Origin of the sequence: Bradyrhizobium sp. Ash2021 (genome assembly GCF_031202265.1) — a bacterium.
Classification (GTDB): Bacteria; Pseudomonadota; Alphaproteobacteria; order Rhizobiales; family Xanthobacteraceae; genus Bradyrhizobium.
The window spans coordinates 3037696-3060817 of sequence record NZ_CP100604.1; the positions used below are offsets into that span (position 1 = coordinate 3037696).

At 62.6% G+C, this 23122-nt stretch carries 18 protein-coding genes; 7 read left to right on the plus strand and 11 right to left on the minus strand.

Annotated elements, in window-relative coordinates; all coding sequences use genetic code 11:
- Nucleotides 1-26: 26 nt before the first annotated feature.
- From NL528_RS14650 to NL528_RS14660, 3 genes are read right to left on the minus strand one after another with little or no spacing between them, the layout of a single operon-like run.
- A complete protein-coding gene (locus NL528_RS14650; RefSeq protein WP_309183372.1) occupies nt 27-944 on the minus strand; it encodes an ABC transporter permease in 918 nt (305 codons plus the stop codon).
- Nucleotides 944-2023 carry an ABC transporter permease gene (locus tag NL528_RS14655; RefSeq protein WP_309183373.1) on the minus strand — a complete coding sequence of 360 codons (1080 nt, stop codon included), beginning with the start codon at nt 2021-2023 and terminating at the stop codon, nt 944-946. Before NL528_RS14655 ends, NL528_RS14650 begins: the two co-directional genes overlap by 1 nt.
- A complete protein-coding gene (locus NL528_RS14660; RefSeq protein WP_309183374.1) occupies nt 2007-3578 on the minus strand; it encodes an ABC transporter ATP-binding protein in 1572 nt (523 codons plus the stop codon). Before NL528_RS14660 ends, NL528_RS14655 begins: the two co-directional genes overlap by 17 nt.
- A gap of 561 nt (nt 3579-4139) precedes the next feature.
- Between NL528_RS14660 and NL528_RS14665 the strand changes: the two genes are divergently transcribed.
- Nucleotides 4140-5246: a hypothetical protein gene (locus tag NL528_RS14665; protein ID WP_309183375.1), complete on the plus strand. Its 1107-nt coding sequence runs from the start codon at nt 4140-4142 to the stop codon at nt 5244-5246.
- Nucleotides 5247-5334: 88 nt separating this feature from the next.
- Here the strand turns inward: NL528_RS14665 and NL528_RS14670 are convergent, their stop codons facing one another.
- The 6 genes from NL528_RS14670 to NL528_RS14695 are packed head-to-tail and all read right to left on the minus strand — an operon-like array spanning nt 5335 to nt 11271.
- On the minus strand, nt 5335-5835 hold the full coding sequence (locus NL528_RS14670; protein WP_309183376.1) for a nucleoside deaminase: 501 nt from the start codon (nt 5833-5835) through the stop codon (nt 5335-5337).
- 57 nt (nt 5836-5892) lie between these two features.
- Entirely contained in the window at nt 5893-7425 is a 1533-nt protein-coding gene (locus NL528_RS14675; protein ID WP_309183377.1) for an ABC transporter ATP-binding protein, read from the minus strand.
- A complete protein-coding gene (locus NL528_RS14680; RefSeq protein ID WP_074279953.1) occupies nt 7422-8105 on the minus strand; it encodes a cysteine hydrolase family protein in 684 nt (227 codons plus the stop codon). Before NL528_RS14680 ends, NL528_RS14675 begins: the two co-directional genes overlap by 4 nt.
- A gap of 22 nt (nt 8106-8127) precedes the next feature.
- On the minus strand, nt 8128-9054 hold the full coding sequence (locus NL528_RS14685) for an ABC transporter permease (protein ID WP_309183378.1): 927 nt from the start codon (nt 9052-9054) through the stop codon (nt 8128-8130).
- 1 nt (nt 9055) lies between these two features.
- Nucleotides 9056-10165, minus strand: a complete 1110-nt coding sequence (locus NL528_RS14690) for an ABC transporter permease (RefSeq protein ID WP_309183379.1) — start codon at nt 10163-10165, stop codon at nt 9056-9058.
- Complete coding sequence (locus NL528_RS14695; RefSeq protein WP_309183380.1) at nt 10162-11271, minus strand: BMP family ABC transporter substrate-binding protein; 1110 nt, start codon at nt 11269-11271, stop codon at nt 10162-10164. The genes NL528_RS14690 and NL528_RS14695 overlap by 4 nt, the downstream gene beginning before the upstream one ends.
- A 425-nt stretch (nt 11272-11696) precedes the next feature.
- On the opposite strand from NL528_RS14695, the gene NL528_RS14700 reads away from it, so the two are divergent.
- The 5 genes from NL528_RS14700 to NL528_RS14720 all read left to right on the plus strand — a co-directional run bounded on the left by NL528_RS14700 (nt 11697) and on the right by NL528_RS14720 (nt 19134).
- Nucleotides 11697-12968 (plus strand): allantoate amidohydrolase, encoded by a 1272-nt coding sequence (locus tag NL528_RS14700; RefSeq protein ID WP_309183381.1) that lies wholly within the window; start codon nt 11697-11699, stop codon nt 12966-12968.
- Nucleotides 12969-13198: 230 nt separating this feature from the next.
- Complete coding sequence (locus NL528_RS14705; RefSeq protein WP_309183382.1) at nt 13199-14569, plus strand: hypothetical protein; 1371 nt, start codon at nt 13199-13201, stop codon at nt 14567-14569.
- 384 nt (nt 14570-14953) lie between these two features.
- Nucleotides 14954-17035, plus strand: a complete 2082-nt coding sequence (locus NL528_RS14710; RefSeq protein WP_309183383.1) for an alkaline phosphatase family protein — start codon at nt 14954-14956, stop codon at nt 17033-17035.
- A 99-nt stretch (nt 17036-17134) separates the two neighbouring features.
- Entirely contained in the window at nt 17135-18709 is a 1575-nt protein-coding gene (locus tag NL528_RS14715; RefSeq protein ID WP_309183384.1) for a sulfotransferase, read from the plus strand.
- Nucleotides 18706-19134, plus strand: a complete 429-nt coding sequence (locus tag NL528_RS14720) for a hypothetical protein (RefSeq protein ID WP_309183385.1) — start codon at nt 18706-18708, stop codon at nt 19132-19134. Before NL528_RS14715 ends, NL528_RS14720 begins: the two co-directional genes overlap by 4 nt.
- A gap of 115 nt (nt 19135-19249) precedes the next feature.
- Here NL528_RS14720 and NL528_RS14725 read toward each other — a convergent pair whose 3' ends face one another.
- Nucleotides 19250-19723 (minus strand): phasin family protein, encoded by a 474-nt coding sequence (locus NL528_RS14725; protein ID WP_309183386.1) that lies wholly within the window; start codon nt 19721-19723, stop codon nt 19250-19252.
- 1001 nt (nt 19724-20724) lie between these two features.
- Nucleotides 20725-21789 carry an IS110 family transposase gene (locus NL528_RS14730; RefSeq protein WP_309178052.1) on the minus strand — a complete coding sequence of 355 codons (1065 nt, stop codon included), beginning with the start codon at nt 21787-21789 and terminating at the stop codon, nt 20725-20727.
- 284 nt (nt 21790-22073) lie between these two features.
- Here NL528_RS14730 and NL528_RS14735 point away from each other — a divergent pair, with 284 nt between their 5' ends.
- The gene (locus tag NL528_RS14735; RefSeq protein WP_309183388.1) at nt 22074-22346 is read left to right on the plus strand and encodes a hypothetical protein; all 273 of its coding nucleotides are present in this window, start codon (nt 22074-22076) and stop codon (nt 22344-22346) included.
- Nucleotides 22347-23122: the final 776 nt, after the last annotated feature.

The window sequence follows — 23122 nt, forward strand, 5'->3', positions numbered from 1 at the left end:
CCCCATCGCGCGCGCTCCGGTATGTTTTATCGATCGGGCACGAACACCGTCCCCAGCGCCGCGGGCGCCGTCGAGCCGCCGGTCCGCGCGCGCGAAATCAGGACGAGAACGATCACGGTCGCGAGATACGGCAAGGACGACATGAATTGCGAGGGTATGCCGACGCCCCAGCCCTGGGCATGCAGTTGCAGGATCGTGACGGCGCCGAACAGATAGGCGCCGACCACGAGGCGGCCCGGCCGCCATGACGCAAACACCACGAGCGCCAGCGCGATCCAGCCGCGCCCGGCGGTCATGCCCGGAATGAAGAACGGCGTATAGGCCAGCGGTAGATAGGCGCCGGCGAGGCCTGCGCAGGCGCCGCCGAACATCACCGCGAACATTCTTATTTTGAGTACCGGATATCCCAGCGCATGCGCCGAAACATGATTGTCGCCGACCGCCCGCAACACCAGTCCGGCGCGGGTCCGATACAGAAACAGCCAGACGGAGACGACCAGCGCCAGCGAGAGATAGACGAAGGCGTCCTCGCCGAACAGGATGCGCCCGACCAGCGGGATATCGGTCAGGACGGGAAGGTGAAGATGCGGCGCGGGGCTAATCCGCTCGCCGACGAAGCCGGCGCCGATCAGGCCAGACAGCCCGATGCCGAGGATGGTGAGCGCAAGACCGGTCGCGACCTGATTGACGGCAAGGCCCAGCGTCATCATGGCAAAGACCAGCGACAGCAAGGTGCCCGCGACAATGCCGCAGAGCGCGCCGATGATGATCGAACCGGTGAGCCAGGCGCCGCCGAAGCCGCAGGCAGCGCCGACGATCATCATACCCTCGACGCCGAGGTTGAGGACGCCGGCGCGCTCGGTCACGAGTTCGCCGGTGGCCGCCAGCAACAGCGGCGTGGAAGCCGCCAGCACCGCCAGGATGATGGCCTCAATGAGCTCCATCAGGCCACCTGTCGCGACGCGAAAATGAGCCGGAAGCGGTAGAGAATGAGGGAATCGCAGGCGAGCACGTAGAACAGCAGGATGCCCTGGAAGACCTTGGTGACGTCCAACGGGATTTTCATTGCGATCTGGGCCTGCTCGCCGCCGATGAAGGTAAGTGCGAGGAAGAGTCCTGCAATTAATATTCCAACCGGGTTCAGCCGCCCGAGGAAGGCGACGATGATCGCGGTGAAGCCGTAACCTGGCGAGATGCCCGGCTGCAGATGCCCGACGGGACCGGCGACCTCGATGATCCCGGCCATCCCGGCCAGCGCGCCCGAGATCGCGAAGGTCAGGAGGACCAACTGGTTGGAGTTGAAACCGCCGAAGCGCGCCGCGCGCGGTGCGGCGCCGACGACACGGATTTCGAAGCCTTTGATGGTCTTGCCGAGCAGCACCGCTCCGGCGGCGACCACGACAAGCGCGATGATGGCGCCGAGATGCAGCCGGCCGCCCTCGATCAGCACGGGAACGGTCGCGACCGGATCGAATTCGGCCGTGGTCGGGAAGTTGAAGCCGGCCGGATCGCGCCATGGGCCGCGGACGAGATAATCCAGAAAGAGATCGGCGACATAGACCAGCATCAGGCTGGTGAGGATTTCGCTGGCGCCGAATTTGACCTTGCACAGCGCCGGGATCAGGGCATAGAGCGCGCCGGCCGCAGCCCCCAGCAGCAGCATCGCCGGCAGCACCCAAGGGCCGGCGCCGGTGCCCTGCGTCTTCACCGCAAGCCAGCTTCCGGCCACCGCACCGATCAGGAACTGGCCTTCGGCGCCGATGTTCCAGGCATTGGCGAGGTAGCAGAGCGATAGACCAATGGCGATCATCACCAGCGGCGTCGCCTTCACCGCGATCTCCTGCAGCGAATAGCTGTCGGTCAGGGGATCGATGAAGTAGACGCCAAGCGCCGAAATCGGATTCTTGCCGAGGATCGCAAACAGGATGCTCATGGTCACGAGCGTCAGGCCGATGGCGATCAGCGGCGAGACCAGCGCGATCGTGTTGGAGCGCTCGGCGCGTTTCTCAAGCACCAACTGCATGCGCGGCCTCCTTCGGCTCGAGGCTGCTTCCACCCATCAGGAGACCGAGTTTCTCGCGGCTGGCGTCGGCCGTCTTGAGCGGCTCCGACAGATGGCCGTGGAACATCACGGCGATCCGGTCGGTGATCTCGGCAAGCTCGTCGAGATCCTGGCTCGTCACCAGGACGGCGGCGCCGGCGGCGGCGAGGTCGAGCAGCGCCTGCCGGATCACGGCGGCGGCGCCGGCGTCGACGCCCCAGGTTGGCTGGCTGACGACGAGCACGGCCGGATTGCGGAGGATTTCGCGGCCCACGATGAATTTCTGCAAATTGCCGCCGGACAGGCTCGCGGCTTCCGGGTCGCGCTTGGCCTTGCGGACATCAAAAGCCTCGGTCGCGCGATCGACCGTCCTCAGGGTCGCGGCCGTGTTGACGAAGCCGTGCTGTACCATGCCGCTGGCGGCGTGGCCGGTCAGCAGCGCATTTTCCGAGAGCTTCATCCGCGGCGCGGTGCCGTGGCCGAGCCGCTCTTCCGGCACGAAGGCGGCGCCGAGCTTGCGGCGCCTGGTGATCGAGAGATGCCCCGCGGCGATACCCTCGATCACCACCGTACCCGGGTCCTTCGCCAGCCGCTCGCCGGAAAGGGCGGCGAAAAGCTCGTCCTGGCCGTTGCCGGCGACGCCGGCGATGCCCAGGATTTCGCCACCCTTGAGCTCGAACGAGATGTGTTCGAGCCTTACACCATGCGGATCGTCGGGCTCCAGGCCGAGGTCGTTGACGACAAGGCGCGGCACGATGGTTTTCCGGCTCGCCGGCGCCTTCACTTGCTTGATGTCGGCTCCGACCATCATGCGCGCCAGTGAGGCCGCGGTCTCCGCCCTGGGATTGCAGGTCGAGACCTTCTTGCCGCCGCGCAGGATGGTGGCGGTGTCGCACAGCCGCTTCACTTCCTCGAGTTTGTGGCTGATGTAGAGGATCGCGCGGCCCTCGGCCTTGAGGCGGTCGAGCACGACGAAGAGCTGATCGGCCTCCTGCGGGGTCAGCACCGCGGTCGGCTCATCGAGGATCAGGAACTTCGGATTCTGCATCAGCGCGCGCACGATTTCGATGCGCTGCCGCTCGCCGACCGAGAGCTGCCAGACCTCGCGCCTGGGATCGAGCGGAAGCCCGTAAACATTGGATACTTGCTCGAGCCGGGCCGACATGTCCTTGAAGGATTCCTTGCCGTCGAGCCCAAGGGCCACGTTTTCGGCGACGGTGAGATTGTCGAACAGCGAAAAATGCTGGAACACCATGCCGATGCCGCGTGCGCGGGCTTCCGACGGTCCGGACAGAACCATCTTCTCGCCCTGCCAGCGCATCTCGCCGTCGCTCGGCTGGATCAGTCCATAGACGGTTTTGACCAGCGTCGATTTTCCGGCGCCGTTCTCGCCGAGCAAGGCGTGGATCTGCTGCGGCCAGATGTCGATGTCGATGTTTTCATTGGCGAGGAAATCGCCATAACGCTTGGTCAGGCCGATCGTCTGGAGCAGCGGCGTGGCACCAGTGTGCAGCGCGGCAGGCGTCGAATCTAACATCCGGTGTCACGCGTATCAGGAGTGAATGCCTCAATACTGTGCTAGTTTGGACGCCTGCGTAAGTAGGGAAAAAGCGCCAGCCCTTGCCCAACTCTTTGGCAGGCGCACCCAGCGTGATTCTGGGCAGGCTTCCTGACCGTTAGCTGCCTTTCCGCATTTGCACGCTGCAGCATCCACGAAAGCGCCGAACAACCTGTTGCAAAATTGTGACGGTGGAAACAAATCGGAGTCGCGAAGGCGCGGCTGACGCGAAGTTGAGCAGGATTGTTCGTCCTGTGTACGATCGCGGCTTTTGCGCCGATCATGCTGCTTGCCCTGCGCTCAATGGTCGCGGAAAGCCAACAAAAATAGGCATAAGTGGAATCTTCGAGCTCCACTCAGGGTTGTTTCACCGCTCGTCCGATCCGACCAATGTTCGCAAAAACCGCTGCAGCGCAGCGCGTTCTTGATGAAACTTACGCCATGCCATGGAGAAAGTTGAGGCTTCTAACTTCATGCGAACCGAGCAAGGGTCGCCGCCAAGGGCCTCGATCATCGATCGTCAACTTGGGGGTATTTAGGATGTCTCGTCTACGTAGAACATTGGCAGCTGCGGCGCTGTCGCTTTCCAGTCTCATTCCGGCGGGGTTTGCCAGCGCCGCTGACTTGCCGGTCAAGGCCAAGGCGAAGCCGGTCGCCGACCTCCCGTTCTTCCTGGTGATCGACGACCGGGTGTCTTTCTCCTGGATGCCCAAGGGTACCGATCCGGGAATGTTCACCGTTAATCCGAATGGCTCGATCAACGGTACGACCGCCAAGCAGGTCTATTCGTTTACCCATTTCGACCTTTGGGCCTACGGCACCAACTTCTTCACCATCTCGATGTTCAAGTCGGGTCATAATGATCCCGCCTCGCCGTGCACGAATGCGGGAACCATCTTCGGGGTTCCCGCCGATTGCGCAGGCGCAACCGAAATCTATGGCCTGTTCCGCTCGACCTTCGGCTGGAACGAGATCTTCAACACCAAAGCCTTCACCATGGGGCCGCTGCATAACGTCTCGTTCGAAGTCGGTATGGACGCCAACACCGAAAACAACTTCCTGGCTCCGGCCAAGCGCGACGTCGTCGCCGGTCTGCAGTTCGCCTTCGACCTGCCCTACAAGGGCTACTTCAACGTGGCGCCCTTGGTTTACTGGGAATTCGCCAACCACAACGCATTTGACCAGTGCGGCCTGTTTGGTCCCGGCGTCCCCGGCGTAACCTGCCTCGCGGACGGCAACACCAAGTACAACGCGACATGGGCGGTCGAGACGAACTACTACATGGATCTGGGCTTCCTGCCCGAGAACATGCAGTTCTGGTCGATCAGCGGCCGCGCTGCCTGGTACGGACCGAAGGGCGATCAGGACCAGCCGCTCACCGGGCTTGGTGTCGGCCGCTTCAGCACGGCGACCAAGACCGAGTTCAACAGCGAACCGATCCGTCTGACCTTCGACGCCTCAAAGGCCTTTATCGGCCCGAAGTACTCTCACTTCGTTGATCTCTGGGTTGCCTATCGCTACTGGCAGAACAAGTTCGGTCTCGATCACAACGCGTCCCCCGGCGTCTGCACGATTGCGGCAACCGGTCAAAGCACCAACTCCTGCACCGAATCGACCGTCTATGGCGGCGTGACGGTGAAGTTCTAACCGCCTGATCCTTCTCCAGGTGAAAAGCGATGGCGCCGCGATGTTCCCGCGGCGCCATTTTTCTTTGGGTGATTTGCGGCGTAGAGCGCTACTTGTTCCAGACGCCGGCGTGCGGTGCCGCCGCTTCGTCCTCGAGCAGGGGGCCGACCACTTCCGTCGGCCGTTGCCCGCTCTTGAAGACGTCCCGGCATGGCAGATCGAGGGTCGGATTTTCCGGGTGATTGCCGGTCAGGTCCCGCAGCCGGTGTTCGCTCAACCCGTACACCAGCCGTCCGATGCCGGCCCAGTAGATCGCGCCCGCACACATCGCGCAGGGCTCGGCGGACGAGTACAGCGTCGCTCCCTTGAGCACGTCCGGACTGAGCGTCGTGCAGGCCTGCGTCGCCAGCAGGCGTTCGGCATGCGCGGTGCCGTCATGGGCGGGCATATAGCCGTTCTCGGTCTCGATCAGCACGTTGCGGTTCTGGTCGACGAGAATGGCGCCGAAGGGATGGTTGCCGTGGCTGATGGCGCGGCGGGCGACGTCGAACGACCGCCGCAGGAAGAGTTCGTCGAGCTTCGTTTGGTCCAAATCTGAAGTGCTGCTCATCGCCGCTCCCACCGCTCCGTCCATCATGCAGATGGCGGATGCGGCAGGCAAGCAAACTCAATGTCCGGCCATGTGCCGTCCAATGTCCGTGAGATCGGCTTCGCTGGCGCGCGCTTCATAGACGAATTCGCCGTGGAACATCACCACAAGCCGGTCCGAGAGCTCGAGCAATTCATCGAGGTCTTCGCTGACCAAAAGCACCGCCGCCCCCCGGTTGCGCGCGGCCATGATCTCAGCATGGATCTGCGCCACCGCGGCGAAATCCAGTCCGAAGCAGGGATTGGCGGCGATCAGCACCTCGACCTCGCCGCCGAGTTCGCGCGCCAGCACCGCGCGCTGCACGTTGCCGCCCGACAGCGCCGAGATCGGCGTATCCGGCGTGCGGGTCTTGATCTTGTAGAGCCCGATCTTGCGTTCGGCGTCCTCGCGAAAGGCCGCGCGGTTGAGCCACCAGCCGCCGCTGGCAAACGGCGCGCGGTCGAACTCACGGAACGCGATGTTGTCGGCGACGCTCATGCCGCCGACGCAGGCGTTCTTCAGCGGTTCCTCGGGCAGCAGCGACATCTTGTGACGGCGCATCTCCTCCCGGCTGGCGTGATAGACGTCGCCGATCACGCGGATCTCGCCGCTCTCGGCCTCGCGCTGGCCGGCTAGCACCTCGACGAGCTGCCGCTGGCCATTGCCGGACACGCCGGCGATGCCGACTATTTCGCCGCCGCGAACCGCGAGCGACACGTTATGAACCGCCACCGCGCCGGCGTCGTCGAGCGCGTTCAGTTTGTCGAGTTCGAGTCGCGCCGCACCGACTTGTCCGACGCGGGCCGGTTGAACCGTCAGTTCTTCGGCGCCGATCATCATGCGGGCCATGCTGTCAGGCGTGAGATCGGCAACTTTGCCATTGCCCGCCAGCTTGCCACGGCGAAGGATCGTGACCTCGTCGGCGAACGCCATCACCTCGCGGAATTTGTGCGTGATCATCAGGATGGTCAGGCCGCCATGGACGACCATGTCGCGCAACATGCCCAGCACTTCGTCGGCTTCGCCCGGCGTCAGCACCGAGGTCGGCTCATCCAGAATCAGAAAGCGCCGCTTGAGGTAAAGCTGCTTGAGGATTTCGCATTTCTGGCGCTCGCCGGCGGAAATATCCGACACTTTGGCGTTCAGCGGCACCTTGAATGGCATGCGGGCGAGAAACGCCTCGAGTTCCTTCTTTTCCTTCGACCAATTGACGACCGCTGGCACGTCGTCGCGCGCCAGCACCAGGTTCTCGGCCACCGTCATCGCCGGCACCAGCGTGAAGTGCTGGTAGACCATGCCAAGCCCCAGCGCGTGGGCGTCCTTGGGGTTGGCGATCGTCTGTTCGCGGCCGCCGACCAGGACGTCGCCTTCGGTCGGGTGGTAATAGCCCATGATGCATTTCACCAGCGTGCTTTTTCCCGCGCCGTTCTCGCCGAGCAGCGCGTGGAACGAGCCGGGCCGCACCTTCAATTCGACATTGTCGAGCGCGGTGAAATCGCCGAACCGCATGGTCATGGCGACGGCGTCGACGCCCAGCGGCCCCTCCGGTAGCGGCGTTTCGCCGATGATCATGACAGGGCTCCGATCAGAGCCGTGGAAGTCGCGACCGCGCCGAACACGCCGCCCTGCATCTTGATCATCTTCAGCGCATGCTCGTGGTTGCTCTTGTCGGTGGCCGCGCAGCAATCCTCGATCAGCACGCATTCAAAGCCGCGGTCGTTGGCTTCCCGCATCGTGGTGTGGACGCAGACGTCGGTGGTGATGCCGGTCAGCACGATGTTCTCGATGCCGCGCAGCCGCAGCATCAGTTCGAGGTCGGTGGCGCAGAACGAGCCCTTGCCGGGCTTGTCGATGATCGGCTCGCCGGGCAGCGGCGCCAGGTCCGGGATGATCTCCCAGCCGGCTTCGCCGCGCACCAGCACCCGGCCGCAGGGGCCGGGATCGCCGATCCCGGCGCCGATCTGCCGCGAGCGCCATTGCTTGTTGGCGGGCAGGTCGGTGAGGTCAGGGCGGTGGCCTTCGCGGGTATGGATGATGTGAAAACCCTGCGCGCGCATCACCGCGAGCAGTTTCTTGATCGGCTCGATCGGGGCGCGGGTCAGCGAGAGATCGTAGCCCATCTTGTCGACATAGCCGCCGACACCGCAGAAGTCGGTCTGCATGTCAATGATGATCAGCGCGGTGTTTGCCGGACGCAGGTCGCCATTATAGGGCCAGGCATAGGGTTCGGATTTCAGATAGCGCTCGGGCATGGCTGGTTCTCGCTCATCGGTCTTAACGGGTGATCGACAGTTCGGCCGGCGCGCCGGTCAGCGTGCGCTTCGGCGAGCAGGTGATGATCATGATCGCCAGGGTCAGGATGTAGGGCGCGGCATTGAACAGATGATAGCCGGAGGTGACGCCGACCGATTGCAGCGCCGGTCCGAGGGCTGCGGCGCCGCCGAAGCCCAGCGACGCCCACATGCACAGCATCGGGTCCCAGCGCGCGAAGATCACCAGCGCCACCGCGGTGACGCCCTGTCCGGAGGAGAGGCCTTCGTTCCAGCTGCCGGGATAGAACAGCGACAGGAACGAGCCGCCGATCCCGGCGAGGAAGCCGCCGACCATGGTCGCGCGCAGCCGGATTGCAAGGACGGAATATCCCATCGCGCGCGCGGCATCCGAACTCTCGCCGGCGGTGCGGATCAGCAGGCCCCAGCGGGTGGTGCGGAAGGCCCAATACAAAACAGGCGCCAGCGCAATGCCGATCAGGAACAGCACGTTGATCCGCAGCGCGGCGCGAACCTGCGCGATATCGCTCCACCAGCCGAAATCGATCGCGGGCAGCCGCGCCGCGGTCGGTTCGATCAACGGCTTGCCGAGATAGAATGCGAGGCCAGTGCCGAACAGCATCAGCGCGATGCCGACGGCGATGTCGTTGACTCGTGGCAATGAGCAAATTCCGGCGTGGAGCGCGCCGAGCAGCGAACCGGTTACGCCGGCGGCGAGCACGCCGAGCCAGGGCGAGCCGGTGAGATAGGAGATGCCATAGGCGCTCATCGCGCCCATCACCAGCGTGCCCTCGAGGCCGAGATTGATGCGACCCGAGCGCTCGGTGATGCATTCGCCGAGGCTGACGAACAGGAACGGCGTGGAGACGCGGATCGCGCCACCGAACACGGCGAGCGGCACCGTCCAGAGTCCGATCGTTCCATCCGCCATGTCAGGACTTTCCCTTCAGGAAGCCGATGCGTCCGTACAACGCGTCGCTGGCGAGCACGAAGACGAAGATGATCCCCTGCAGCACCAGCACCGAAGCATCCGGCAGGCCGAGCCGGCGCTGCAACAGGCCGCCGCTGGCGCTGATGCCGCCAAGCAGGATGGCGACGGGAATGACGGCCAGCGGATTTTGCCGCGCCAGGAAGGCGACGAGGATGCCGGTAAAGCCGTAGCCGGCGGCGAGGTTGGCGTTGGTGCGGCCCTGGACGGCGGCGACTTCGACCATGCCCGCCAGGCCGGCGCATGCGCCCGCCAGAAAGCAGATGGTCAGGATCAGTTTGCTGACGCCCAACCCCACGATCTTGGCCGCGCGGATGTTACCGCCCGCCACGCGCGCGGCGAACCCGAACACGGTGTGATAGATCAGGACGTAGGATGCGACGGCGGCGATCACGCCGAACACCAGCCCCCAATGCACGTCGGTACCGGGAATGCTGCCGATCATGTTGGCGGCGCCGATCTCGCGCGTCGACGGTTTGTTGAGGCTGGCGGGATCGCGCATCATGCCCTCGACCAGATGGTTGAGGATCGCGAGCGCGATGTAGACCAGCAGCAGGCTGGAAATCGTTTCATTGACGCCGCGGTATTGCCGCAAGCCGCCCGCCAGCATGATCCAGAGACCGCCGCCGATCATGCCGGCGCAAACCATCGCAATCTGCACCAATAGTGGCGGCGCCCATGGCATCGTCAGCGCGGCGCTGGTGGCGGCGAGCGCGCCGATCAGGAGCGCGCCTTCGCCGCCGATGATCACCATGCCCAGTTGTGCCGGCAGCGCCGTGCACAGCGCGGTCAGGATCAGAGGAGCGGCGCGGGTCAAGGTGTTCTGCCAGGAGAACCAGGTCCCGAACGCGCCTTGGTACATGTAGAAATAGAGGTCGAGCGGGCTCTTGCCGAACACCGCCACGAATATCCCGAACACGCCGAGCGCGCCAAGCAGCGCCGCGCCCGGAATCAGGATGTATTCGATGGTCATGCCGTAGCGTTGGAGGAAGCCGGAATCGGCGGCCGGAGCTATTCCGGCCGCCTCCGCTGGATCCGCCGTGTCTGTTGTCACGAAGTCGCTCCGATCACGCCCTCGACCAGGTAATCCATCTTCTCGAGTTCAGGATCCTTCTGGCCGCGATCGGTGCCCGCGGTGATCACGGCCTTGCCCTTGTTGTCCATGATCGGGCCCTTGAAGATGGTGTAGGTGCCGGCCATGAGCTGGGCCTTGATGTCGTCGGCGTGCTTGCGGGCTTCCGCCGAGACCGCCTCGCCGTAGGGCGAGCATTTGACGATCTCTTCCTTCAGGCCGCCGCGATAGAAGTTCGGGATGGCCTCGCCGGCGGCGATCATCTTGACGAATTTCGGATACAGCGCTTCCCAGTTCCACTCGGCGCCGGTGAGATAGGATTTTGGCGCCAGCGGCGACTGGTTGACGTGATAGCCGCAGACCATGGCGCCGCGGCGCGCGGCGTTCTCGACCATGGTCTTCGGACCGTCGACATGACAGGTCAGGACATCGACGCCCTGGTCGATCAGGCTGTTGGTGGCCTCGGCTTCCTTGACCGGCATCGACCAGTCCCCCGTGAAGATCACCTGCGTGGTGGCCTTGGGGTTTGCAAGTTTCGCGCCGAGCGTGAACGCGTTGATGTTGCGCAGCACCTGCGGGATCGGCTTCGCCGCGACAAAGCCGAGCTTGCCGCTCTTGGTGGAGTAGCCGGCAACGATCCCGGAAATATACTGGGCCTCGTCGATATAACCGAAATAGCTGCCGGCATTCTTGGGATCCTTGTCGCTCCACAACCCGCCGCAATGTTCGAAATGGAGTTTTGGAAACTTGTTGGCCATCTTGATCATGTGCGGATTGTAGTATCCGAACGATGTCGGGAAGAGCAGGGAGGCGCCGTCGAGATTGATCATCGACTCGATGGTCTTTTCGACCGCGTCGGTCTCGGGGACCTTTTCTTCCTCGACCACCTTGAGGCCGGGCATTTTTTTCAGCGCCGCCGCACCCTGCGCGTGGGCCTGATTGTAGCCGTAGTCGTCGCGCGACCCGACATAGATGAAGCCGATCGTGGTATCGGCCGCCGCAGCCGGGCGTGCGCCGAAAGCCGTGCCCAGCGTCAGCGCCGCACTTCCCTGCAACAAATGCCGTCGTGAAATCCTGCTGAAATCCATGTGCCTGCTCCCTCTCGGCGGATGACCCGCCACCAATTTCGCAGCCGCGCCGACACGGCGGAGCTTAAGGGGACGTCGCAAGCTTCGTGCCAGAGCACTTTTGATGAGCATATTTAAGTAACTATTTGAAATAACAACTTTATGTATAGCTAGTCGCCGCCGTTCAAAGTTTGTGCAGGAGCCTGCTGGCTTAATTTATAGGCATCAATTTATCATTGTATGCAAGGAGGTTAAGCAGTTCTTGGCTCCGGCCGGGGCTCCGGATGCGTGCACTAAGGCGGGGATTGGTCATTTGTCGGCTGCCCAAGCGGATCGGGGCTGCTACCAGTGAAAACGTCCGGGCGATGGTTGCATCTCCTCCGCTGGCATTGAACTTGTATCGATCAAGAAAGCGCGGATCGGCAGCGGCGCTGCACTGGAAAAGCATGAGCAAGACAGAGGCGGCAGCTGCCGGGACGGGACGATCATCGCTTGGTGGCGAAATCGTCGAGCGGATCAATCAGCTCGGGGCCATTTCAGAGACGCCGGAACATCTGGCGCGGATATTCCTGACGCCCGAGCATCGCACGGCCGCCGATCTGATCCTGTCCTGGATGCGCGGCGCGGGCATGAGCGCGCATCTCGACGCGATCGGGAATGTCTGCGGCCGCTATGAAGGCGAGCGGCCGGGCCTGCCGTGCCTGATGCTGGGCTCGCATTACGACACCGTGCGCGATGCCGGCAAATGGGACGGGCCGCTCGGATTGATCACGGCGATCTCCTGCGTCGCCGATCTGTACAAGAGAGAGCGGCGGCTGCCGTTCGCGATCGAGGTCGTGGGCTTTGCCGACGAGGAGGGGGTGCGGTTCGCCTCGACGCTGCTCGGCAGCCGGGCCGTCGCCGGAACGTTCGTCGAGAGCGTGCTCAACAGCCGCGACCATGCCGGCATCTCGATGCGCGAGGCGATGGTGCAGTTCGGCCTCGACCCCGACCATATCGGCGCCGCCGCCCGCGCGCGCCGCGAACTGCATGCCTATGTCGAACTGCACATCGAGCAGGGACCGGTGCTGGAGCAGCACGACCTGCCGGTCGGCGTGGTCACCGCCATCGCCGGCGCGACGCGGCTGGCGGCGCACCTGACCGGCATGGCCGGACATGCCGGCACCGTGCCGATGGCGCTGCGGCGCGACGCGCTGGCGGGAGCATCCGAGTGCATCGTCGCGATCGAGGGGTTTTGCAAGACCGACGAGGATGGGCTCGTCGGCACCGTCGGCTATATCGACGCCATGCCCGGCGCGACCAACGTGATTCCGGGCCGGGTCAATTTTACCATCGACATCCGCGCCCCGACCGATGCGCACCGCAAACTGGCGGTGGCCGACATCGTCCGCCGGATCGAAGCGATCGCCAAACGCCGCAATCTCGCGCTGCAGGTCGACGTCACCCACGAGAACCGCACCGTGCCGTGCGCGCCGTGGCTGAAGGGGCAGGTCGCCGAAGCCGTCGCCGCCGAAGGCTATCCCGTGTTCGAACTGCCGAGCGGGGCAGGGCATGACGGCATGGCGATGATCGATATCGCCGACGTCGCCATGATCTTCGTCCGCTGCCGCGGCGGAATCAGCCATCATCCCGACGAGCACGTCGAACCCGCCGACGCCGACGCCGGTGCGCGGGTGCTGCTACGGCTGATCGAGAATTTCCGGCCGCGGGAGGTGTAAATACACGTCGTCCCGGCCTTGAGTCGGGACCCATACGCCGTGGCCTATCGGTGAGGATGCTGTCGTCAAACACCTTCTTCAACAACTACCGCCGCGGCGTATGGGTCCCGGCGTTCGCCAGGCGTTCGCCGGGACGACGTATTGAGAGTCCAGCAAGCAGAGAGACGAATCATGGCTGTTTGAGTACTAACTGACAGCACTTGACACACGAACATAATTCATCGGGGCATATGAACAGCGATATTTCATTTCCATCTCATCGCGAATACCGGTTTTACCAGGGGCTCGTTGCCACCTGTGTCGCCAATTCCATTCAGGCGGTGAATTTTCTCGGTGATCGATTCCTGAGGAAGACCCATGGCCTGTCGTCGGCCATCGATGAGCTGTACCGGCACGCGATGAACTCTGCGTTTTCCGCAACCGAGTCGTTTCTCGTCACGGGGGCACCGCACGCAACCGCCTACTATCCGCGGGACTTCGCCTGGTTCTATCCCGATGTTCTCGATCCCGAGACCATCATGGATTCCGAGGACGCCGTCCGGCGGGTTCGCTTGCTCGAAAAAAGTGTCCGGCTGATGCTGGAGGCCGTTCGCGCCGATGTCGTCACCACGACTCTCATCCCGGCGGGACGCGATCGGTATCTTGGCGTCAATTATTTCTCGCGGCCTTCGGATACGCTGTTGGGCATCCTGGCAGGTCTGGAACAGATTGTCGGCGCGGACCAAAGGCCGTCTTCCTATCTGGTGATGTCACAGGGCGCGCATGCCGGCCGCTTGCTGCTTGCTGAGTATCGTGAGGATGTGAAAAGGGCGATACTGCAACTCGCGAAATCGCTGGAGTCGTTCGACGATGGCGGCGCCAAATATTTGCTTTGTGACGTGACCGCGCCTCGTTCCGCGGCAACCGACACCCGCGCCGAACGCAGGCGGTTCGTCACCAACGCCTGTGTCCACACGACATTCCTGCGCGGCATACAACTCGGGGTGATTGACCAGGCCGAGCTGGAACGAGAGCTCGGGCGCGAGTTGTCACGATACAAGAAGGAGCTTCTCCTTCTGTTCGGCAAGCATGGCTATATCAGGCATGCGCTGCAGTCCCCCAGCGTACCGCCCGCGTCTGCCATCGCCCTGGATTTCGTCAATGTGCACCGGGGATTTTGGGATTTGAGCGACGCTGGCGAGCGCGCGTTATTCGCAGCCACGACCGATCTGGTCCTCGCTGAACCCCGGTTTCGTATACCAAGTACGTCTCACTTCCTGGTATCCGTGGATAACCCGCAGAACAAGATGATCCACAGAATTGCAGCTCCAGCCTACCAGGGACGTTCCTCCTGGCCGACGTTCAATGTCGAATTCGCCGATCGCATGCTGGACTACGATGATTTCGCGGGAGTCGATACGTACCGGTCTCATGCCCGGGAGATATTGAACGACATTCGAACCGCTACCGAGACACATGGCGGATATCAGGAACTGCTGTCCGAAAAAGGTCTCAAATACCGGACATGGGCCTATCGGGGAGCGGTTGCGCACTCCTGGTTTCCTCGTTTCCTTTCGGTCTGGCGAAGGGCATTCGGAAGCCCGCTGCTCAAATGGAACTAGGGATTTATCCAATCGATTCCTGCATTGCAGGCGCCATTGCGCATCGTTTTGAAAGCGCGGGATTGCGAATCTGCGTTTGCACGGGCCACGTCATGGCGAGCAGGGCACGTCCGCCGGAGCTCGGCTGAGAAGGCGGAAGCGACGAATTCTGAAGCGCTGAGTCCGAAATCTCGGGTTCTACCCGCAAAGCGTTGAGCGAAAACCATAAACCCCGAGCGGTCGAGCGGCGCTTTGGCGGGCGACCTCTGCCCGCTGTCATGATCCTTTAACGGAACTGACATGTTGCCGCAGCACATCTGACAACTGCGCCCTTTAACGTTCGCCTGGGCACTTGCTGCCTGCCGAACCATTTTCCCCCGCATTCATAACAAAAGAGGGCGCGTCATGCTTCCTAAACTGACTAGACGTCTACGCGATCGTACTGTCGTCACCGCAGCGATCCTGTCGCTGATGGGACATGACGTCTACGCGATGGACAACAACGCCTTCGGAGACAACAGCAACGGCCGCCGGACCGAAAGCCCGATCAAGCACGTGATCGTCATCATGGGAGAAAACCGGACTTTCGACCATGTGTTCGCGACTTACAAGCCGGGCCACGGTGAACGCGTCGACAATCTTCTGTCCAAGGGAATTATCAACGAGGACGGCTCGCCCGGCCCGAATTACGCCAAGGCGGCGCAATTCTCGGCGGTCGTCAACAACACCTTCTCGAACAGCCCGGGTCAAAAGACCCCCTACAACAACTCGACCAATAAGCTTCAGGCGCCCGGAACCTCGTACGCGCCGCAGCAGTGCTATACCACCGTGGAACAGGCTGCCCTCAACGGTCCGGGTTGCCTCTCCACGCTGTCGGAAGCCGCCCGCGGCGATTACGGCCTGCGTCCGCAGGATTTACCGTTGCTCACGACCGGTGCGACCGGCATCGCCGGCAATTCGCCCGATACCCGCATCCTGAGCTCCAGCAACCTGCCGAACGGCCCCTATCCTTTGGTGACGGTGGTGCCGGGCGAAGCCACCCAGAGCCTTTATGCGACCTACGGCGGCAGCCCGGTGCATCGCTTCTACCAGATGTGGCAACAGCTTGACTGCGATGTCAGCAAGTCCACCGGGCACAATCCGAGCGGATGTCAGGCCGATCTGTTCCCCTGGGTCGAGCAGACCGTCTCTTCCGGCAGCAACGGCAATCCGACGCCGCATCCGCTCAACGAAGGCAATATCGCGATGGGCTTTTACAACGTCGCCAAGGGCGACGCGCCCTATCTGACCGAACTCGCCCGCACGTACACGCTCAACGACAACTATCACCAGCCGGTGATGGGCGGCACCTTCGCCAACCAGATGATGTTTGGCTATGCCGACGCGCTGTATTACGCGGACGCCAAGGGCGGTCCCGCCACCCCCAACCACGTTCTGGTTCCGGGTTCGAACCCGCCGGTTTTTGTCGATGAGGTCGAGAACCCCAATCCGGCGCCGGGCACCAACAATTGGTACAGCAATGACGGCTATGGCGGCGGCAGCTACACCAATTGCTCCGACTTCACGCAGCCGGGCGTCGCCCCGATCGTCAACTATCTGACGGCGATCCACGTGCCGCCGAACTGCGCGCCGCACGCTTATTACCTGCTCAACAACTACGTCCCCGCGTTCATCGGCAGCGGCGCCCAGGATCCGATCAATAACGGCCCGTTCACGCTGCCGCCGGTGATCAAACAGCAACACATCGGCGATGTGCTGAGCCAGGCCCACGTATCGTGGGCGTATTTCGGCGAGCGCTGGAACGACTTCAAGACCGCGCCCGGCGAAGGCACGAACTTCGGCGCGCTCGACCCGATCGCCTATCTGTATTGCAACATCTGCAATCCGTTCCTCTATTCCGCCTCCGTCATGAACAACCCGGCGGCGATCAATGCGCACATGAAGGATACGCTCGATCTTTATGACGCCATCGCCAAAGGCAATCTGCCGGCCGTGTCGTACGTGAAGCCGAGCACCTTCAACGACGGCCATCCTTCGTCGTCCCGGCTCGATCTGTTCGAATCCTTCGCCAAGCGGATCATCGAACAGGTCAAGGCCAACGATGAACTGTGGGAGTCCACGGCCATCCTGGTCACCACCGACGAGGGCGGCGGCTATTACGACTCCGGTTACGTCCAGCCGGTCGACTATTTCGGCGACGGCACGCGCATTCCGATGATCGTGGTGTCGAAATATTCGCAAGGCGGGCACATGTCGCACGAATATTCCGATCATGCCTCGGTCATCAAATTCATCGAACGCAACTGGCATCTGCCCAAGCTCTCGACCCGGAGCCGCGACAATCTGCCGAACCCGCAGACCTCGGACGACAATCCCTATGTGCCGCAAAACCGGCCGGCGATCGGCGATCTCTTCGGCAATTTCGCCTTCGCGGATCATGGGGGCGGGGATCACGACCAGCACGGCGACGACCACGGCGATCATTGATCGACAAAGGCCGTTCCCGCCAGGGAACGGCCTTATCGCCATTTCACACGCGTATCGAGGGCCGGATCACCATCCGGCCTTCGTCATGGAGCTGTCCCCTTGAAAACAATCGCGCCGCAGCGGGCTCCCGCACCGACGATACCGACAATAGAGACAGCGCGCCGCGCCTTTGCCGGCGGAGATCTGGCGACGACCGAGCGGATTTGCGCCGAAGTGCTCGCCCGCGCGCCCGACGAAGGAGCCGCATGGGCGCTGCTGACCGAAACTGCGTTGCAGCGAGGGCGCCCCGACGCGGCCATCGTCTGCGCCAATCGCGCGGTTGCCCTGATGCCGAAGGATCCGATCGCGCTCATTCTGCGCGCAAAATGCCTGTTCGTTTCTGGCGAGGCGCGCGGCGCGTTCGAGGCCGCCGAAGCCGCCGCTCAGATCATCGGCGACGCCCCCGAAGGGCAGGACGCGCTCGGCGCGATCTTCGGCCTGCTCGGCTTGCACGCAAAGGCAAAGCAATTATTCCTGCGCGCCGCTTCTGCCCGTCCCGATGTGCCGCAATATCTGTTCAATCTAGCGGCGACCGAGCGGATGACCGGCGCGCTGAAGGACGCCGAAGCGCATTGCGATTTGGCGATCGCGCGCGACCGCCACTATGGCCTTGCTCATTATTTGCGCTCCGACCTGCGCATCCAGACCGCCGAGCGCAACCATATCGAGGAGATGGAAGCGCTGGTCGGCGAGGGCAGGCTGACGGGTCCGAGCGAGGTCTTGCTGCGATTCGCGCTCGGCAAGGAATGCGAAGACCTCGATCGCCACGACCGCGCCTTCGAGCACGTCGAGGCCGGCTGCACGCTGCAGCACGGCTTGCTCGCGCGCGATTCCGCTGCCGGGATCGGGGAAATCGACGGGATCATCCGCGCGCATACCCGACGCTGGCTCGACACCGCGCCGGCGGGTTACAGCGGCGCCGCGCCGGTGTTCGTGACCGGGCTGCCGCGCACCGGCACGACGCTGGTGGAACGCATCATCGCCAGTCACTCCGCCATGCATTCGGTCGGCGAGACCGGTGTATTCGCGGCCGAGATGCACCGTGCCATGACCACGAACTCGGCCGGGAGCGACCTCGCAGGCATCGGCGAGCGATATATGGACGCGGCGGCAGCACTTCGCGTGCCGCCGGACGCTCGTTTCGTCGACAAGACGCTGGAAAACTATCTCTACTGCGGACTCATTCACGCAGCCCTGCCGGCGGCCAGGATCATCCTGGTGCAGCGGCATCCGATGGACGCGTGCTGGGCGATCTACAAGGCCCACTTTCGCGGCAAGTTCCCGTTCTCGTATGATCAGATCGAGCTTGCGGATTACTATCTGGCCTTTCGCCGCCTGTCGCAGCACTGGCGGGAAGTGTTGCCGCCCGACGTGCTGCTGGAAATCAACTACGAAGACATCGTCAAGGACCAGGCGGCGGCGAGCCGGGACATCATTCGTTTCATCGGGCTGCCGTGGGAGGACGACGTGATGCGCTTTCACGAAAGCCCGGCGCCGTCGGCGACGGCCAGCGCCGTTCAGGTGCGCCGCCCGATCTACGCTTCGTCGGTCGGCAAGTGGCGGCCGCATGCGGCGCGGCTGGCGCCACTTCGCGCCCGGTTGTTGCGCGAGATTCCGGAAGCGGAGCTGGCATGACGGCTCATCGTACGTCCCTGCTGTTGGCGGTCGCATCGGCGCTCCTGCTGGCCGGCGGCAGCGCGGCGCCGGCGCAGGTGCGGGTGGAGGGACGGCCGGAGACCGTTCATGTCGAAGCTCACGACGTGCCGCTGCAGGAGGTGCTGTCCGCGCTGCACGACAGGTTCGGTCTGCAGTACCGCTCGGACGACACGCTGGAGACGCTCAAGACCGGCGTCTTCGACGGGCCATTGCAGCGCGTCGCTGCACGCGTCCTCGAAGGTTACGATTTTGCGATGAAGATCACCCCGCAAGGCATCGACGTGCTGGTGCTGCGGCAAAACCGACCCGGCCAAACCGCCGTTGCAGTCGTTTCGGCGATGGCGGTGAGGCCGCCGATGACTGCGGCGGAAGTCAAGCATTACGCCAGCGGACATATCCGATAGACGCTTGAATCATGAATCACGTCGCCAACTCTATGGGTATTGACGGCGGCGGATCAGCGATTGACCGATACTGTTTGAAAAAGACCTCGCCAGGCGGCCTTGGTCTTGGGCTTTTTCACCGCTTGGTACCTAATTCAGCCATTTCTATCGAATACTTCTGGAACATGGCGATCCGCTTGCTTGTGAATTCTGCAATGACACTGAGAATTTCAACGGGCGACCTAATCGTCGCAAGCCTCTGGGCGAATTCAAAAGCCAATTGCATGTTGGCTTGTGCCATTTCCAGCAGCTTTGCTTGATAAGCCCGCACGTTTGCCGTGGCTGAAGAAAAAACAAACCCCTTCTTTGAATCGTTATCCGTCATCGTCTGTTTGCCGTCATCTTGTAAGGCTGTCGCCGGTTTCTCAACGAGGGGAGCCTCTTGTTTTGAGTCGTTATGACGCTCAGGGGGCGGTTCAGTCGAGCCTGCCGCAACCGAGCGCGGGGGGCTGTCTTTCGGGCTTGTAATAATAGCCTGCTTGGCCCGTTGGGCGGCTATTTTCGTGCTGTGGGCCTGCTTTGACGCTGTTGCCGGTTTACGTTTGGTCATGTGGCACTCCAGGGGATGATTGGGCGACCACAACGGTCATTCGTGTGCAGCGACAACATACTGTGTAGTTTAACGTTCCAAACGCAGATTAAATTCATCGCATAGGCTAATCAGGAAGTTCGGCGATGTGCCCGACGACCTGAATGCGTTGTGAGGTGAGTGTGCGATTCGCCTTCATTTAACTTTTCCGATGTGAGCAATATTTACCACCGACTCCGCGAACCAGAAGAGCAGCTGGTTCCATCACCGTCCTCTGCTTCCCATCCAACGGCCCCGCTGCCCTAAGTGTCAGGGCCGGATGATGCTGCCCGGATCGAACCTGGTCCCGCCCATTCCGACTTTCTGACGCTCCAATGTCCGAAGTGCGAGCATGTCCAAAAGATGGTTGTCGGGGACCCGATGAAGGCAGCCAACACGGGTTGGACGGCAGGCGGCCTTAAGGCTCCCGAGTAAAAGGCCGCCTCGGCGTTGAAATGCGCTGTGCAATTCGGCCAAGGTCTGCTTTCGGGGGTAAAACAGACATCCCATTTCAAGGGCGTCAGGACCGTTTTTGACCCGAATGTATGGTCCGGCCGTGCGTTGCAAGAGGTTTCGTCGATCTGGTGGTAAGCGGTCTTGCATCAATGTATCCGGTCTCTAGTTGGAGCTGTTTTGCTCCGGACCATCATGGATATCAGCGCGCGTGCGTTCTCATTAGGCGACAGGCCTCGATTGGGCCATTTGGGTCACCAGTGTTCGCATGCGCCGGGAAGACCGATCCTCCATCTCGTCTCATCCTCTCGCAGACCTCGGCTGGAAACTGTTGATAGGGTTACGTCATCGCTTGCTCCTCATATCGCGCAGTTCCTTTGTTCGAGCCGAGGGCCGTTCCTTCGTCCCGGCCCGCAGAACGTCGATCGCGTCGCGCGCAGGGGCGGTCAAGGCCGGCCGTCGCGCTTGGCTTGCGGCTGGCTCCGGCGTTGCCAGGCTGCGCCTTGACCGCGCCGAGCACGGCGCGAGGATCAAGCGGGTCGGACGTCTGCATCGTCGGTCCTCGTCAGCTCGAAGGCGCGTCCTTTCGCCAGCACCGCCCAGGCGATGCGGGCAAGTTTGTTGGCGAGCGCAATCGCGAGCACGTTGTGGTGCAACCGCCTCTTGGCGGCTTCGATCCAGGATTTGAGCCCGTAACGTTCCCAGTCCTTTATCCTGACCAGCACAACCCATGCCGCCTGCACAAACAGAACGCGCAGGTAGCGATTGCCGCGCCTCGAGATTTTGCCGAGGATCGTGCGGTCTCCCGTTGAGATCTGCTTGGGCACCAGTCCGAGCCAGGCGCCGAAGTCGCGGCCTTTGGAGAATACGTCTCCAGTGCCGATCGCGGCCACCATGGCGCTCGAAATGATCGGCCCGATGCCGGGCACCGTCATCAGGCGCGAACATGCCTGATCTTGACGGGCCAGGGCTTCGATCTCGCCGGAGAGGCCATCGATACGCTGATTCAGTCGGCGCCAGTCGCCTGCCAACTCCTCGATGACACGCAACATGCGTGGCGACAGGGCATCGGTGCGCGTCGCAAGGATGGTGGGCAGTTCCGTGCGCAGGAAGCCGATACCTTGGCGCACGGCGATCCCGCGTTCCAACATGAAGGCGCGAATCTGGTTGATGATGCCGGTGCGTTGCGACACCAGTCGCTCGCGCACCCGATGCAGCGCCTGCAGATCCAGTTGCTCCGCGGTCTTGGTCGCCACGAACTTCATCGTCGGGCGCTGCACGGCTTCGGCAATCGCTTCGGCATCATTGAAGTCGTTCTTCTGTCCCTTGCTATAGGGGCGTACATATTTGGCCGGCATCAATCTGGCATCGTGACCCAGCGATGCGAGTTTGCGGCTCAGGTGATGGGCGCCGACGCAGGCTTCCATGCCGATCAGGCAAGGCGGTATATTGGCGAGCCGCGCCTCCACTTGGCCACGCGACCACTTTTGCCGCAGCACGATGGCGCCGCGCGCATCGTGGCCCACGACGTGGAACGAGTTCTTGCCGATATCGATGCCAATCACGGCCATCGCGCTATTGAGTGTCTGGGACATGGCGTGCTCCTTGTCTTTGGCGCCCCTTGCCGGCTTCGCATGCTGGCGGGGCAGGAGCACGGCCGGACCATCCCATTAGGCGACCTTGGGAAAATCGGCTATTGAACTCATTGGATGCAATTTTCTCGGCGTCGGGTTTATGTTAGTAAGGGTTCAGGCTTAAGGCCCGGCACAAAAGCATGGAGCGGTGGCGCCGGCCGAAAGCTCGGCCAAGCGCGTACTCGACTACGCATCAACGGCCCTGTCTCGCAACCAGCGAGAGGCTGATCGATTAGAGGCCCAGCTTGGCAGAGTCCCTGGTGTGGCCTGCCGTCATGTCGTGGGACTTAGCACAAGCGGCACGCTCCCCAGGACAGGCAGCAGCCCGCGCAACCCACGCAGCCCGCGCAACCCACGCAGCCACCGAACCCGAACCCGAACCCGCAGCCACCACCGCCGCAACCTCGGCAGCCGCCACCGCCGCAACCTCGGCAGCCGCCGCCACCGCCGCAACCTCGGCAGCCGCCGCAACCACCGCCACCTCGGCAGCCGCCGCAACCACCGCATCCGCGGGCTAGCTGCACGCCGCTGCCAACGTTCTCCCTATCGAAGAGATGGAACGTGGCGAGACTGACGTCGGCCACTTCCTCTTCGCTAAGAACGAAGCGCTGATTGGGCGAGGTATTGTCAGATTGCGGGATACCGGCAGTGGGCATCGTGGATGCGGATGCATTACCCACCAGCGAAAGACCCAGTCCGGCGGCACCCAGCACCTTCACGGCGGCGGCTTTGGTTGTGCGTTTCTTCTTCGAAGCTTGCTTGACCTGTGGCATGGTCGCATCCTCCGTAAGTTCCAGTGAAAACGCTTGGCAAGCGTGCGCTCGGCGAAACCGGCGCGCAAGGATTGCCTGTGCCATAAAATGCGAAACATCTCATCGAGTTCCATTCATCTTCATGAACAAGATCGACACATAACCGCTTTTGGTTGAGCAGAATCCCGCCAGCTGCATACATACAGCAGCATGGACCTGTATGTCCGGTATTTGCACTTTTCGGCCCTCGCGCGATGTCCGACTCGAGTCCGGAATGCGCACCAAAGCGGACGTCCGCCGACCGCTCCGAATGTATGGGTTCACGCCCTGGAACGCCGTCATTGCGAGGAGCGACTTGTCCGCCGTAGCTCAACGAGGCGGAAGCGACGAAGCAATCCATTCTCTCGTTTGGCGGCGAGATGAATTGCTTCGCGGAGCCTGTCAACTGGCGGCGCTTCGCGCGACCCGTTGGCTCGCAATGACGGATATCCTTGCGACCTGATTGCCCGACGGGCAAATCACTTGGGGCGCGACGTTTTCAG

Bases quoted from the DNA above. Each gene is read 5' to 3' on its own strand.
- NL528_RS14650 (WP_309183372.1), bottom strand. From the start codon at position 944: ATGGAGCTCATTGAGGCCATCATCCTGGCGGTGCTGGCGGCTTCCACG.
- NL528_RS14655 (WP_309183373.1), bottom strand. From the start codon at position 2,023: ATGCAGTTGGTGCTTGAGAAACGCGCCGAGCGCTCCAACACGATCGCG.
- NL528_RS14660 (WP_309183374.1), bottom strand. From the start codon at position 3,578: ATGTTAGATTCGACGCCTGCCGCGCTGCACACTGGTGCCACGCCGCTG.
- NL528_RS14665 (WP_309183375.1), top strand. From the start codon at position 4,140: ATGTCTCGTCTACGTAGAACATTGGCAGCTGCGGCGCTGTCGCTTTCC.
- NL528_RS14670 (WP_309183376.1), bottom strand. From the start codon at position 5,835: ATGAGCAGCACTTCAGATTTGGACCAAACGAAGCTCGACGAACTCTTC.
- NL528_RS14675 (WP_309183377.1), bottom strand. From the start codon at position 7,425: ATGATCATCGGCGAAACGCCGCTACCGGAGGGGCCGCTGGGCGTCGAC.
- NL528_RS14680 (WP_074279953.1), bottom strand. From the start codon at position 8,105: ATGCCCGAGCGCTATCTGAAATCCGAACCCTATGCCTGGCCCTATAAT.
- NL528_RS14685 (WP_309183378.1), bottom strand. From the start codon at position 9,054: ATGGCGGATGGAACGATCGGACTCTGGACGGTGCCGCTCGCCGTGTTC.
- NL528_RS14695 (WP_309183380.1), bottom strand. From the start codon at position 11,271: ATGGATTTCAGCAGGATTTCACGACGGCATTTGTTGCAGGGAAGTGCG.
- NL528_RS14700 (WP_309183381.1), top strand. From the start codon at position 11,697: ATGAGCAAGACAGAGGCGGCAGCTGCCGGGACGGGACGATCATCGCTT.
- NL528_RS14705 (WP_309183382.1), top strand. From the start codon at position 13,199: ATGAACAGCGATATTTCATTTCCATCTCATCGCGAATACCGGTTTTAC.
- NL528_RS14710 (WP_309183383.1), top strand. From the start codon at position 14,954: ATGCTTCCTAAACTGACTAGACGTCTACGCGATCGTACTGTCGTCACC.
- NL528_RS14720 (WP_309183385.1), top strand. From the start codon at position 18,706: ATGACGGCTCATCGTACGTCCCTGCTGTTGGCGGTCGCATCGGCGCTC.
- NL528_RS14725 (WP_309183386.1), bottom strand. From the start codon at position 19,723: ATGACCAAACGTAAACCGGCAACAGCGTCAAAGCAGGCCCACAGCACG.
- NL528_RS14730 (WP_309178052.1), bottom strand. From the start codon at position 21,789: ATGTCCCAGACACTCAATAGCGCGATGGCCGTGATTGGCATCGATATC.